Genomic DNA, 15,053 nt, shown 5'->3' with positions numbered 1-15,053 from the left:
TTTTAGATAAATTAAGGTGGGAGAAATACTTGTACAAAACTCTATATTATTTCCGCTTTAGTGCAAAATTAGTGTTTACTGCATCCTTGATTAAAACTATGCGGCTTCAAAAAAACTGCCCAGTTAAATATACTGAACTCAAGGAGCCTAAAGGGGAGCACCCGTAGTATTATTTGTGAAGCGTTAATCTATATCACTTCTTATTAGATTTTCTCTGAAATTAATTGTGTGCACTTCCATCATGCATGCAGACATTTTGGGATGCGTATTGGCAACTATCTATAACGAAGTTTTATATCGGGTTTTTAAATTACCTTGTCCTTTTGGTAGGCTGAAGCCAAGTTGAGTTTAACTCAATACACGAGAAGTATGAGTTCAGTTTCGTAGATTAATTTCCTGGTTGATGCTAAAAAGTAAAAAAATATTGCAGCTATTAAGTGTGAAATGTATGAAAAAAATCACTCTTCAATACTAAATTTTCTTTGTTATTACCTCCTCTAGGAATTACTTTAGTTAGCATAGACATGCCTTATGGAGATGATATTTTGTGTCCAGTGAAAACCTTTCCAGAGTGTTAGGTGCTCAAGAAGCAATATTCACAGAATTAGCCAGGAGGACCTGTGGAGGTACTTTAGTTATTTCCTTCATTAAAGTTCTTACACCACTAAGCGTTGAGCAATTAAAGTCTGGATTTGCATCGATTCATAAAATTTATCCTCTATTACAAGCACGTGTTGAGTCTGGAGAGCAACTTCGTTGGCGTTGTGATGTGTCATTCGATTCTATCCCTTTCGAAGCTGTGAAATTAGATGGGCCTCTTGATTTTGAAGAGGAGTTTACGCGTAGAGGCGAGGCTGGACTTGATGTTGAAAAATGTACTTATACGCTCTCGTTCTATATAAATTCCCAGGATAAAGTTGACTGGATATCCCTGGTAAGCAGCCATGCAGCCCTGGATGGCCGGTCAGTAATGACTCTTTTTTGTGTTTTAGATATATATTTTAGGGAGCCTGAGACATTTAGATTAGGAAGGCAGCCCTTGTATGAAGCGGTTGAGAGCTACTTTCGCTCCTCCAAATACTTCGCAAGACAGGAGTCATGTAACGCTAAAGATGATTTATTTAAATGGCCAGTTGAAGAGTCAGCCTTTGCTGCAGAGCGTGAGGGGCACGCTATTTATAGACAATTTCCTATGGAGGATCTTTCAAGTATTGTAAAGCAGGGGAAGAGCTACAAAGTTAGGCCTAGTGCACTTTTTTGTGCTGTTGCTATTAAGGCCTCAAAAATTTTACCTAATCATAGGGACTGGATTAAAATTCTCTTACCTTTAGATGTTCGAGATTTATGTGGATCGGAAATCGGTTTAAGCGCAGTGGGTGCATTTTCAGCAGTAACCACTTTAGAAGTAATACCTAATATTGATACTAGTAATATTTGGCAGTTAGCAAGATACTTGCAAGTTGAGCTTGATCGCCAAGCTGCGGAGGGGGAATCATGTAAGTTCGCCTTTCCTAAAAATTATATCCTAGGGGATATTATCGGTTGGGCTCAAGAGTATGAAAATAATAAACCAGTTTTTTCTGAAGGGTTATGTATTTCAAATGTTGGAAGCATGAAAGCTTTGGGCACGCACATGAAATCTTTTGAAATTGTAACAGCTATTCCTTTCCAGACACATGGTGCTCACCCAATATCACTATTAACCTATTCAACGGTTAGGAACTCAGTATTTATTTTCTCTTACTGTTCTCCCCTTACTAAGAAAGATAATGTTTTAAACTTCGCGGAAAAATTTATCAATACGCTTAGGGATCTTGTCAATAACACTTGAATAAATTAAAGTCTACAGTCTGCTCAACTAAAAGAGCTCTGACTGAATAGATCACATTATATTTTACATGTAAAGTAATTTTGAGGAAGTCTGGTTGCTTTATTTAGATTTCTGTCTCTAATAATAATTTGTAACCAAGGTATGGCTTTGCAGGGCTATCTAAGTTTTTAATTCATAATGGTGTATACGAATCATTATGAAAAATTGGTGTAACAAACTCTGAACGGCATAATTCCGGTATTAAAGATTTTTCGAAGGGTTATGGCCATTCGCGAAATACTGCCTATAACCTATGTACCCTTACAATCCCTAAAATATTTTTCAATCTGCTCGAACCTCTACTTGGGTTTTTTGAATGATTTTATTCTGATGGGGTAGTGTTTGTCTTCCTGCTGGGGTATGTATGATTTATACATTAAGTCAGATTTGGCGAATCATAGTATAAGTTAAAACTCGAGGGGGAATTTTCCTTCTCAGTTGAATGTTCCCACTTTATAGAAGGAGCTGAAATTTTGGTGTTTACTTATTAACGACCGGGCAGAGAGACGCTACTTGTGTATCCACTGAGAGTTGTATTGGCATTGAATGCATTTTTTAAAATGTTAGGGATTCGGCTTATTGGTATCCGCTTCCACAAAGTAAGTAGAAGAAGCGTGATCCTAAACAACGGAATACAAAAAAATCAGGTATATTGAAGTAAAGTTGGATGTTGATTTATAGGATTCTGGCGGGCTAACACATAGCGCCGATACAATAGCTGCCAATAAGTACGAGATTTAAATTTCAGCATGAGCAGGTAATCCCTAACTAGGCATGTTCTGATTCTACTAGTGTAGAAAAACATGATGAATTAGAATCTATAGAAGTGAAGTGGAACACCGTAAAGAAACCAGGGCGCTTTAAGCGTAAGTAAAGTCGTGTAGGGTAGGCAGGATAAGGAGGGGGGAATGTTGGCACCAAAGTAAGAATTTATTTCGTCATTAAAAAAACTGAGCGCATGCATATATTTTGTTTGTCAGCTTATTGATTGTGGAAAGTCTACAGTCCATGGTGTTAGTTACTTCCCCTAAAAAGTAGATTTTGTACAATACAAAAGAGGGAAATACATGTTATAGCCCGGTTTCGACTAATGAAGTGTAGGCTTTTTATTGCGTGAAATTTAACACTTATTTAGAGGGCGACTACTCATAGGTATGAATGCTAATGTTAAATATGGGTTTCATTACTAATAATAACCGTGGCCTTAGACTCCCTTTGCGTATTAGGGAAAGTTTGATCATGATTACTTAATATTTCATAATAATTGTGATATAAAAAATCAACATCCTCTTGGTATATGCCGGCTTGTCCTTTAAGGGGTAAGAATGTGAACCCCTAAATTCTTGAGATGCAATCTATAGTTGAAAGGCGAAATGTTGGTTTCTGTATTCATGGATATAACACTAGTGAATATCTATAGGTTGTGATCTGAATTGATCTGTGTACAAGCCCGACTCTATTGTAGATCGCTAGTTGTCAAGCTGCATGAATTTCATCTTAAGGAGGCATATATTATGTTTATACTACTGCACAAGTAAGATCCTAATGAATATTATTGTTTAAGAAGTTGACGCCTTGATAATCATTAGGCGTACACGGATGATAGGCGAGAATGGGAGCTTACCCATAAGGCAAATCTCTGAATTACAGCCACAGGGAGGGAGTTAAATTTGCTTAATTATTTTATTGGGCATTATGTAGTGAAAGTGAACTTAATGGTAGCAAGGGAACGATTGATATTATGAAGTCTAGATTTAGCATAATCGCCCCTTGTTATAATAATTCGGGTCTCTTGCGCAACATGCTGAAAGGGTTTTCTGTCCAAAATTATCCAAAAGAAGATTTCGAAGTTATTGTTGTCGATAACAATTCAAGTGATTCAGGTATTTATTCTTGTTATAAGGAATACAAAGACAAGTTGAATTTAACCTTACTTTATCGCCAGATCTTAGATAATACTTTTGCCCTTAATTCTGCTCGAAATTTAGGAGTAAAGATTTCTAAATATGACTGGTGTGTTTTTACAGATAGCGACTGCATTCCATCCTCCAATTACCTAATGCGGGTTAATAATATAATTAATAACAAGGGGAAGAATATCTGTATGACAGGGTTGAGGGAGTTCATTCACTTCAAGGACGTTGAGGTTGATATGATCGACGGCACTGATTTACATCTAAGTGCCTGCCCCAGATTTAAAAGCCCATCGAATTATGGGTTAACAAAAGATAGAAGGATAGGTAAGATAGAAGGCTTACCTGATACGGAGCAACCCTGGGGCCATTTCTATGGTTGTAATATGATCTATAAAAAAGAAGATATTATCAAAGTGGGAATGTTTGACGAATTTTATGATGGTACATGGGGATATGATGATATTGATATGGCTTACAGAATTATCAGTGAATTAAATGTTGAACCAATTTTTGCAGATAAAGCCGTTGTTTATCATCAAGATGAGGTTGCACCGGCTGAGAAAAATGACAAGTCAGTCTCAAAGACTGAAAAGCTAAATAACCCAAACTACCAGTACATTTGCAAGAAAATTAACGGATACTATGAATTTAGTACTCGTGAGTTCAGACGATTTGGATTAACTGATTTTTAATTGGCTGAGATAGTTATAATTATTCCTGAGATATTTTTATTGGATTCTAGAATTATATCAAAATAGAAATTTACAGGTTCTTAATAAGATATGATTCAAAATATCCGTGAAAAATACGCCTCCAGCCATTAGATGTCCGCCACATTACATTCAAGTGAGAATTGCCTTAAGAAAAAGATTATTTTTTTATGTCAAAGGCCGCTTTATTAGCTGTGGTGTATTATCCAATACCCCTAGTCACATTTATTGATAGTAAAATTCAAAGTATCTCTAGCAATTGCATAGACCGCGATGCACTTATCATCCCCAATAGGCAAGTAACCCAGCATAAAGTCTTCTTTTATCAGCTGGTCAAATTTTTTTCACTCCAAGAGCATCAAGTAAAACCATTCCTTAATAGGCTATATCATATTTCTTTAATAGATGAATCTGCTGGCGGGCAAATTTATTTAGTGTACTGAAGGAAAAGTTAAATCCACAAGCAGTGTTACCGATTCTTTTCTCAATGATGTGTTGTTTAGGTAAATTTTGTGTAAATTTCTGTGTTATTAGTATGTTTACTTTTTTTCTGCCCATTAATTCTGTAAAAGAAACGATGAATTTTCAGTGATATTCTCAAGAGAAGGTTCTTCAGTTCACACTTTAGCTGATATCATTACAATATCGTTAACGTCTCCTTTTGTATTTCTATACCCCTTCAAATGAAAAGGATTTTTTTTAGGCCCCCCTGTTGTACAAAATTAGTCCAGTAATGAGAAATAAGGCCTTGAGAAAATCTATTGAGTACTTCAAAAGAGAGTGATTTCTACTCCCATGGTAGAGCCTTTTTAACTTTAAATAATATTTATCGGATCTAGCTTTTTCGCCTTGTAACAGATGTTTTACACATTTAACAACCAGTAGCCCTGTATACCCTGAGAAGTATTCGTGAATAATAATGAAGTAGGTGCTGTCCTCGCTGAAATGAATGTAAATTGGAATCCTCATCTTTTCTAGGCTCCTATAAACAAAATTTCTACTTGAATTTTAGTTTGCCTGCTTTTGTAATTCTTTTATTTGAGAAAGATAATAAGGCTTAGAGTGAGGAGCAGAGGTTAGCTCAATCAGGTCATAAAGTATGCTCAAGCAACTCGTAATTTCTTCCTTTCCATATTTTTTAAAGCGATAAACCATTAATGTTGTTACAGTGCCGCACCCTTTTAAATACTGCTGCACAAAACTTTTTGGAGTTTTTACTGGAGTAAATAGATTGATCAATATTTTGGTGAAAAGTTGCATTAGATCTCTCTGCGAGTGCGAGCTAATATCTAAGTTATAAGTAAACCATATTTCAAAGCTCTAAATAAGCTTAGTTTGTCATTAGAAGGATTGGAACCTCCTTATAGATCATTATTAAATTTATAACATTCAATGTGGAAAAAATTCTGTGGAGTATTTCATTTAGGTTGTGTGTCAGATATTGTGTTTAAAAAGGTGTCGATAACTCTTATTTCAAAAAGCTATTTCCGCGCTTCTTAAATCTCTTTTAGTTATTTATAATGATATCTTTGATTATTGAGAGCTATTACATAATTTGAAATTGGTTGATCTCACGTAATCACAAAAAATAAGACCGACAATTGAGAGCCGATTCATGTCAAGATTAACAGGTGATCATTAGCAATGATCAAACCTTGCCTTTCTGCGCTTAAAAGAGGCACAAAGCCCACTGATCGGCTAGAAAGCATGTTATGAATTTTTCCCTCCTGAGCCCAATGGAAACGTCTTCTTTTATACTATCCCCATCGAGCACTTGCTGGAAAAGGTACTAACTATAGGAAGAGCAAGGTACTTGTTAAGGGGGTCGATGAAAGTTTCTGGGACAACTTAATCAAAGGTTTCTGTTTGAAATGGGGCATCATTTCCGATTACAGCTTTTCTACAGCAAGAAAATGAGGGCTGAAGTTGGGAGACTATTCGGAGTTAGGATACAAAATAGATGGTAGTAGTCGGCTGCGAAGACATTTTATTACGGGTTACCGTTGACTCATTAGCTGAAGTAAATTTATTGCATCCTAATTCATAATATGCATTGAAGTACAGAAATTGGTCGCCTTGTAAATTCTAAAGTGACTCCCCCCTAACTTTCGACGAGATTATTTAGTGAGTTATGGATTGGATCTTACTTGCCGGCAGAGGAGAAATAGGAAGCAGCACAAGACAGGATGGTGAAAAGCTAAGAAGTTATTAGATAGCTTCGAAGTCTATCTGTTGGTTGGCTATATCGTGTTTATGCTTTTGATAGGAAATCCTCTTCTTCTTCAATAATTTTTTGGGGATGTGCCATTTAGCAATCAAATGTACTGCTTCTGTGCAAGGTTTTACATAATTATTTGTTGGTATGCCCATTCATCTTAATAAATTTCTCGATAGCTGTAGTTTTAGGGTTTTTAACAATTTTTGAAATCTAATGCTCAACAAAATTAAGGGGTTCTGTTTTTTTGGTTTGTGTGTTTAGGCATTTAACTTCCTTGAAATATTAAGCTAGGAAAGATGTTTGAATGGAAGTTGAATCAATCCTTGATTGATATTAATTGGTTGAAAAATAACTTAATAATTTTTCAGGGGAAACCTTACAATGCTTCACTGTCTTGCATAATCAATTTAAGGTGGTGATCGCACAATTTTTTAAAACAAAAGATAAACTTGTATGCCGATCTATTGAAACAGTTGCAGATAGTTAAATAAATAGTGTTTCATTGCTATATGAGCTGCCAGTTTTTATAGTTTTATAACTATTAAGATGATGGATTTATTTTTGTTGGTGCTTACTTATAGCCTTCAATCCAACGTAGGCCAATGCAGGTGAGTTCCCCAAAAGCTATTTGCTATCAATTGTGACTCTAATGCGCTTGCAATATGTTGTACTGATATAGGGAGCTTAATCAAATATATTTTTCTTTTTAGGTGGGCTAAAGGTAGATAGAAAATATAAATATATTAGTAGATAGAATGACGAATTCTATGCCTTTTGGAGGCATTATACGACGAATGATTTTAATTTTATGTAGGTTAATAGTTAAACAGTATACTAGGTGCTTCAATTGATCGGTATTGAATTTGTTAACCACAGAATATCTAGGATGAATAGTTAAACATTAGGCTTTAAAACTTCTTAGAGGTTATGAACTTGGTAAGTTTATATAAGTTCGTAAGAAAACTATTGGACGCTGTGAACTGTAGAAAAGTAGCTGAAAAAGCTTGTGTGTGTTTTTTGGTCAAGCAGGTGAATAAGAATTACTGATATGCTTCGATTGGTAAAATGGTGATCTACTCAAAATATAAATTATAAAAATCTACCAAATATGCATCATAAGAAGGGTGGTAAGAAAAAAGCGACGCTATTAAGCGCAACATTGCTCAGTGCTACTTGCATGATAGGTTCGGGCTGGCTGTTTAGCGCCCAATTAACGGCTAGATATGCAGGTAACTGGGCATTTATGGCGTGGATACTCGCTGCAGCTTTAGTTTTGATGGTAGGTTTGTGTCTTGCGCGTGTCGTGTCGATTTATCCGGTCCGAGGCGCGCTAGCTCAAGCCTGTGCTTTTTCTTATAACAGTATCTTTGGTATGCCTTTCTCCTTTGCCAATTGGTTTGGCATTTTAATGGTTGTTGCAACGGAGGCTCAGGCTACTACACAGTATCTTTCTTCTGCTATTGGATCTTCTTTATTGATTGAAAGTCATAGTCTTACGATTTGGGGAAAGTTACTTGCCCTTAGCATCTTAGCGCTATATCTACTGATTAATTTTTATGGTATTCGTTGGCTAACTAAAATCAATAATATTGTAACTGTACTCAAGATTTTTACTCCACTATTTGCTCTGACAGTATTACTCATTGTAGTTTTTGCCCGAAATCACATAGGCTCAAATTTTTCTCTTCCTTCCAGTCAGGAGTTTGAGTTCCATAGTGCCTTTTCAGCCATTATTGGTGCGGGTTTGATCTATTCCTACAATGGATTTCAAGTAAGTGTTGCTTTTGCTAGTGAAATCAAAAATCCTAAACGCAATATCCCTTTGGCTATAACACTATCGATAGTAATCATTACTTTGGTTTATTTGTCATTGCAGTTTGCTTTTATGGAGGCCGTTCCACATCAGGTGTTGATAGAGAATGGTGGCTGGCAGGGGTTGAATTTTGCTTCACCACTGTTAGATCTAGCCACTCTGCTTGGCCTGCACTTTTTGGCTTTAATATTACTTGCAGATAGTATCACTAGCCCCTCAGCTTCTGGATATACGTACCTTGGAGCTTCATCAAGGATTTTATTTGCGATGGCCAAGGTAGGGCAAATGCCTCGCTGGCTAGCGGTGCTAGATCCTGTCCACAATATTTCCAGACGATCCATTCTAGTTAACTGGGTATTGGCAGCTATTGTTTTGGCTAATGCGGATAGTTGGGCAGCACTTATGGTAATAGTAACAGGGTACCATATTGTTAGTTATATGGCAGCGCCTATCAGTATGGGAGCACTTGAGCCTAGCACTCGTTGGTTTGGGCTGATAGTTTTTATCTTACTGGGTTTATTAATGCAGACATTACAGTCTTCTTCGCTGCTTTTAGTATGTGCATCTTTATCAGTTTTGGTCTCTATATATGCAGGACTTCATATAACAAAAGCTGGTTTTCATAAGCTAATTATATTTACTTTTCCATTTTTGGCATACTTATGGAGCTTGTACTTTATATCAAATGCTTGGTTGATAATAAGCGCATCTGCAGCTTTTTATCTGTTGATATCTTCGCGTTATTATGTTGAATTCTGCAAAAGTTATAAGGCAAGAGATTGAGGGTAAAAGATATTCTCATAAAGTGGGCATCTTCATAAAAAATGGGTCTGAAAGGTTTGACCTGGCAGCAGTGTTGAGATATCTGCCAGGTCAAATTTTGAAGGTCAAAACATAGAATTAATCATCTTATTGGCTTTCGAGTTGCCTGAACCATGATTGAGATCATCCCAGGTTACTCTTCCGCTGGCGAGATCTAACTTAACACCCTGATGTCCAACATAATTTCCACCTTGACGTAAAGTCATCTCAGTGAAAACTCCCTGGGTAGTGAAATTAAATCTTTCCATATTCGTAATGTTAAAATTAACATCAAACATACGATTAAATTCCAACACGCCACGTACGGTATCAACTAACACTCGTGTGTGTGTCAAGCTAGATCCATTTCCAAGCATGGTTTGATGTGAAGAGCTACCATTGAGTGATACGCCACCAAAAACCCATCCCCGCCACTTTCTTCCCGGTGCAATAGGGCAGACTGCTGCCATTATCTCAAGGGCATCATTTCTTACCTGCGGAGCTTGCATTGATCCTGAAAAATGAGCGACTACACCAATCTTTCTAGGGGCGCCGCTATAGAGTACTAGCCCTACACAGGAACCATAACCATCAGAACGCAGCTCTCCTGCATTGGTGCCTGTCACCCAGGTACATTCCGGTCTGAATCGATAAGCAGCATAATTACCACCTAGCTGAACTGCCATAACATTGCCTCCATATCGGATAATTATCAATTATATGACTGTTTGGTCATTGCCAATATAACCGTACATCACGCGGTGACCTTGATCAATATCAGTTAATTACAAATTGAAAGAGAAGTATTGCTTGGGATTTTACTGGTGAGCTCTTTCAGTTTTTAAGGTGGAGATCATGCCCTTCCTGTTCGAAAGTATAGGCGTGTGGTTTCTGTTAGTGGTTTTGGGTTCTTCACTTGGAAGGCAGACAGAGTTCTCAGAGTGCAATTGACGTTATATAGCTCTATTTATTTACACTTGTAGACTTTCAACTATGCATAAATGCGCTTGCTCTGCTTTTATTTTATTTCCCGGTTAGAATTGAACCGAAGTAGAGTTGGGAAATATCTTTTTGTGCGCGGTTTGCCTGTTAGCCATCAGGATTTATTGTGCTTGTGGTTAGAAGATAACTATTGATGGGCCTCCTCAATCGGACATCTTACAGCGTAATTGTGCAGCAAATGTGGAAAACGTGGCTACTGATCCTTGTTTTTTATTGGCTTGTTTTTGGGCGCCAAAAATCTGGCCGTAATTGTCGTTAGTGTTCATTAATTTTATCAAGGCATTGTGAATTCGAATCATAATTTTAGTTTTATATGCTCTCTTGGTTTTTTTAAGTAGTTTTATATTGCTTTTACTGAATTGTTGTGAGAGCAGGGTTCTATTTTCAATCTAAATGGCTTTTTGCTTGGTTTCTAGGAACCGTGTTAATCAATGGCGGTCCATAGCTTTGTCGCTAACGCTACTTCTGAAGTAAAACCTGCTTCGGTAAGTGAAGGATCTAGCTTAACTGGGGAAGGACGTCGGACAAGATTGAATAACAGGCAAAGATATGATTTACCGAAAAACCAAATTAGCTTCTGTATTTAAAAAACCTTTTTTTAGTCATACGTTAATGGCTGTAGTTTTAACCGGAATTAGCTCTAATGTACTTGGCCATGGTTATGTAGAAGCTGCTGATGGCGGGGTTGCATCCGCACGTGGGACACTATGTAAATATCCTCTCGACTCTGGAGAAATGAATATAAACTGCGGTGCAGTTCAGTGGGAACCACAAAGTGTAGAGGGTAATGAAGGCTTCCCGGAAAGTGGACCCGCAGATGGGCAGATTGCCAGTGCGGGGAATAGCTCTTGGTCAGAGCTAAATGAACAGTCTTCTGATCGCTGGGTTAAGAATTATATCAGTTCTGGTTGGCAAACCTTTAAATGGCACTTTACTGCGAATCATGTAAGCAGAGATTGGAAATACTATATTACCAAAGAAAACTGGAATCCTAACGCGTCGTTAACCCGTGATCAGTTTGATCTTGATCCCTTCTGTGAAGTGGATGGAAACTATGAGCAACCTCCAACAAATATGACACATGAGTGTCAGGTTCCAGATCGTGAGGGTTACCATGTCATCCTCGCTGTTTGGGATGTTGGTGATACAGTGAATGCTTTTTATAACGTCATCGATGTTGAGTTTGATGGTGATAATGTTACCAACACTGCGTGGAGTGCTGTAGGCACAATTAATCCAACACAAGACTTAAATATTGGAGACAAAGTATATACCCGTGTGTTTGATAGCTCCGGAGAAAATAGCTCTTATTCTACACTTCTGGAGATTATGTCAAGTGAGCAAGGGATCGCAGAAAATTGGTCTCACGACTTGGCTGAATTGATTAACCGAGAGCAAACCAGTATAAGAGCTGGTGATTATGATGGTAGCAGCAGCTTTGAACCCTTGTACGGTATTAATAGTATTTATCTGCTAGAAAATAGTGGCCTGAGAAACGTTGAGATTGGGTACGAACTTAGTGCTGATCAGGGGGATGGTACTTCAGATACCAATGACAACGATTCAGATGATACTGGAAACACCGAAGGTAGTGGGAATACTGGGACTACCTCTTGTGCAGTATTTGAGCAGCCCTACGCTGGTGATCCGGGTTACGCGATTGGGGATATCGTTATTTTTGATGGTATCGCTTACGAATCCAAACACGAGCCCAATTGGTGGTCTCCAAGCTCGGCGCCAGCACTTTGGATTGAAACGACTTGTCAAACGGTAGGGGGTGAATCAAACAGCGATTCTGATACGGGATCAGGCAATACTTCCTCTAATAACAATTCTGATGACAATACCAGCACAGAGGGCGACACGGCAGCTTCCTGCCCGGAATTTCAGCAGCCTTACGCAGGCGATGAGGCCTATCAGTCTGGTGATCGTGTAACTTTTGAGGGCCAGGTATATACTTCCACCTACGGGCCAAACTGGTGGTCTCCCACTGCTGCACCCCAATACTGGGAGCAGAGCTCATGTCAGTAACATAAACATTCTCAACCGCTTCCATATAATGAGAGGGAGGCGGTTGAATATAGGTGGCCCATTTCCTTAGTATTGACAGCATGAAATACTGCTTTCCAAGTCATTTCTTACCAGCCTCTTTGGCCGGTTATTACATGTAAATTCATTACGTACATAAAGGTGGCAACCGATGGCAACCTTCGTTTTGGTACATGGCGCTTGGCAGGGAGGTTGGTGTTGGCGGCGGGTTGAGGATCGCTTGCGTAATTTTGGCCATTTAGTATTTGCTCCCACATTAACAGGTCTAGGAGAGAGAGTTCACCTTTTAAATGATAAGATTGACCTGGACACACATATTCAGGATGTTCTTGGTGTCATTGAATCGGAAGAACTCTCTAACATCATTTTATGTGGTCATAGCTATGGGGGAATGGTCATTACCAGTGTTGCTGATAAGGTACCCAGTACTGTCAGCACCCTTGTATATCTTGATGCTTTGGTACCGGAGAGCGGGCTATGCACTTTAGAACTCTTACCTAAGGAAATAGGTTCTACCTTACTTGAAAGTGCGAGATCTACAGATAAAGGCTTTCTGGTAGCCCCAGATCAGGCTAAAAACTTTGGAGTAAATATTCATGATCAGGCCTGGGTTAATAGGCGCAGTGTAGACCAGCCCCTCAAGACCTTTGAGCAACCAATCTTTTTAGAGGGGGCTTGGAAACTAATTCCTGATCGCATTTATATCTATGCAACAGGGTGGGCTCCGGGAATTGGTAAGCCATTTTATGAAATAGCACAGCGGGATAGCGGATGGCAGTCCAACTCTATTCAATGTGGACATGATGTAATGATTGATAAGCCTGAGGAATTAACGCAGATGCTAATAGATTGTATTTAAATATCGTTATCAGGTTACTGCTTTAGAAACTCTGGACTTGTTTTTATAACCTAAGTCACAAATGTTAAAGGGATTGATATGATAAGAAGTGCACAGGTTTTAACTTCCAGGATCACCTGCCCTTTATGTGGTCATGATCATACGGAAACTATGCCGATTGATGCCTGCCAATGGTTCTATCAGTGCAAGAGTTGTGGAGAGCTATTAAGCCCCAAGAAAGGCGATTGCTGTGTATTTTGCTCTTATGGAACGGTTGCATGCCCACCGGTTCAAAAAGATGGAAAATCCTGTTGCTCCTCGTAAGGGGCAGCCATAATTTTAGTGGTAAGAAAATATAAATAGGTAGGCTGTTGGCTCAAGCGGGGTCGAAAGTATAGGCGTTTAGCCCATTCTATTCTGATCTCTCCTTTAGGTGTTCAATGGCTTGATCAATTTCCGGCTTATTTTCTTCTATTAATCTATCTGCATGAATTTTTAATGAATCGATTGATTCGTAGTCAAAAATTCCGACTTTGGGATTGTTTACTTTTACGTTTAAGTAGTCAAATTCTATCCTCCCTTTTGGAGATAATAATTTTGCAATTCTTAGAGCGTAGAGCTGCTGCGTATCCATAGATCGTTGTACATCTGTGATGATGTCAGGAAACCATTGCAGTCGCCCCCAGTTTTTTATGTCTTGATAACTATCCTTTGCGCTACGCAGAGGCGGGGTGCCCGATCCCATTATAAGTATGTAAAAATTTTTATTTGGGTATTTTTCAACAATGTCCAGTAATATCATGCTGGTCGGATCATTTTCTGATACCGCGGCATCTGCAAAATATCGATGACTGAGGTCCCTGCTTGATGTTATAAAGTCTACAGGAGGGAATACCCCTTCCGCACTGGATGCAGCAACCACTAGCTGATAGACACTGTTTGAAGGGAGTTCAGCAATTTCTTCACCATAATTTTTAAAAAGATGTACCCTTCCAGTGTAGATGTCAAGAGAAGGCATAATGACTGGTTTTTCTAAATCAGTAAATTTTAAGTTTTCTGAGTAATGAAATTTTAAAACTTGATGGAGTCGATCTCCCATGAACCTCGGTGAAAACATTCCAGCTCCAGTCAATATTTTATGATACCAGGGTGTTGAGAATAAATATTTACTTTCAGATTTGTAAAGTTTTATCAGTAGGTCTATTTTTGAGCCGTAGTCACCATATTGTTCACGTAGTTGTTTCATAGGAATGTTGATTCCTGTAGCAATAATAGCTCCGGTGGATACTCCACTGAAAACATCAAATATTTCATTTATAGGCTTGCCTACTTGACGTTCAATATATTGAAGAACATATAGTGGGATAAGACCTCGAACCCCTCCACCATCCAAAATTAGGATGTTGATGGTTTCTTTATCCTTGAGGGGGGCTTCATAGATAATGGCTTCTTCAGTAATCGGTATCCTATGGAACTTTGTTTTTTCAGTAAAGCGATGATTGTAGATATAAATTGTGATGCCAATTGTGGCTAACAATAGAAGTATAATGGGTGTAAGTTGCCAGGTCTTCATTGTGTCACCCAAGTAGCCTGCCGACAATTCAGGCATAATTTGAGCAATAATATTTATTTCCAAGTGGCTTTTAGTGAAGTTTTTGATTTAATTTTTATTTTTCTTATTTATAAATTATATTGTTGGTAGGGTTGTTGGTGTTTTGATCGGAGTGGCTGAGATGGCTATTCCCTGTGGAATTCTATCGAAATGCATATATTGCAGAAGAGTATATAATCTGGTTGGTCTTGTGATATCTACATAGTCAATATTCTGACTGTCTG

General features: G+C 38.2%; 9 protein-coding genes. 6 read left to right on the top strand and 3 right to left on the bottom strand.

Annotated features, from left to right (window positions below):
• Positions 1-547: 547 nt before the first annotated feature.
• Together ACJJIJ_RS10970 and ACJJIJ_RS10965 are read left to right on the top strand one after the other, a co-directional pair.
• Positions 548-1,831: a hypothetical protein gene (locus ACJJIJ_RS10970; protein ID WP_252082341.1), complete on the top strand. Its 1,284-nt coding sequence runs from the start codon at positions 548-550 to the stop codon at positions 1,829-1,831.
• A gap of 1,780 nt (positions 1,832-3,611) precedes the next feature.
• A complete protein-coding gene (locus tag ACJJIJ_RS10965; RefSeq protein ID WP_252082339.1) occupies positions 3,612-4,478 on the top strand; it encodes a glycosyltransferase family 2 protein in 867 nt (288 codons plus the stop codon).
• A 1,026-nt stretch (positions 4,479-5,504) separates the two neighbouring features.
• Here the strand turns inward: ACJJIJ_RS10965 and ACJJIJ_RS10960 are convergent.
• Positions 5,505-5,756 carry a hypothetical protein gene (locus ACJJIJ_RS10960; protein WP_252082336.1) on the bottom strand — a complete coding sequence of 84 codons (252 nt, stop codon included), beginning with the start codon at positions 5,754-5,756 and terminating at the stop codon, positions 5,505-5,507.
• A 2,066-nt stretch (positions 5,757-7,822) separates the two neighbouring features.
• Between ACJJIJ_RS10960 and ACJJIJ_RS10955 the strand changes: the two genes are divergently transcribed.
• Positions 7,823-9,310 (top strand): APC family permease, encoded by a 1,488-nt coding sequence (locus ACJJIJ_RS10955; protein ID WP_252082333.1) that lies wholly within the window; start codon positions 7,823-7,825, stop codon positions 9,308-9,310.
• 104 nt (positions 9,311-9,414) lie between these two features.
• On the opposite strand, the gene ACJJIJ_RS10950 is transcribed toward ACJJIJ_RS10955, so the two are convergent.
• A complete protein-coding gene (locus ACJJIJ_RS10950; protein ID WP_252082332.1) occupies positions 9,415-10,014 on the bottom strand; it encodes a hypothetical protein in 600 nt (199 codons plus the stop codon).
• A 928-nt stretch (positions 10,015-10,942) separates the two neighbouring features.
• On the opposite strand from ACJJIJ_RS10950, the gene ACJJIJ_RS10945 reads away from it, so the two are divergent.
• The 3 genes from ACJJIJ_RS10945 to ACJJIJ_RS10935 all read left to right on the top strand — a co-directional run bounded on the left by ACJJIJ_RS10945 (position 10,943) and on the right by ACJJIJ_RS10935 (position 13,541).
• On the top strand, positions 10,943-12,361 hold the full coding sequence (locus tag ACJJIJ_RS10945; RefSeq protein ID WP_444937406.1) for a lytic polysaccharide monooxygenase: 1,419 nt from the start codon (positions 10,943-10,945) through the stop codon (positions 12,359-12,361).
• Between the two features lie 169 nt (positions 12,362-12,530).
• The gene (locus ACJJIJ_RS10940) at positions 12,531-13,238 is read left to right on the top strand and encodes an alpha/beta fold hydrolase (RefSeq protein WP_252082326.1); all 708 of its coding nucleotides are present in this window, start codon (positions 12,531-12,533) and stop codon (positions 13,236-13,238) included.
• A 78-nt stretch (positions 13,239-13,316) separates the two neighbouring features.
• On the top strand, positions 13,317-13,541 hold the full coding sequence (locus ACJJIJ_RS10935; RefSeq protein WP_286036969.1) for a GDCCVxC domain-containing (seleno)protein: 225 nt from the start codon (positions 13,317-13,319) through the stop codon (positions 13,539-13,541).
• Positions 13,542-13,629: 88 nt separating this feature from the next.
• Here the strand turns inward: ACJJIJ_RS10935 and ACJJIJ_RS10930 are convergent, their stop codons facing one another.
• Entirely contained in the window at positions 13,630-14,790 is a 1,161-nt protein-coding gene (locus ACJJIJ_RS10930; protein ID WP_252082324.1) for a patatin-like phospholipase family protein, read from the bottom strand.
• Positions 14,791-15,053: the final 263 nt, after the last annotated feature.

Source organism: Microbulbifer mixtoriginis (SeqCode), assembly GCF_052467945.1.
This window is presented reverse-complemented; position numbering and strand designations above follow the sequence as displayed.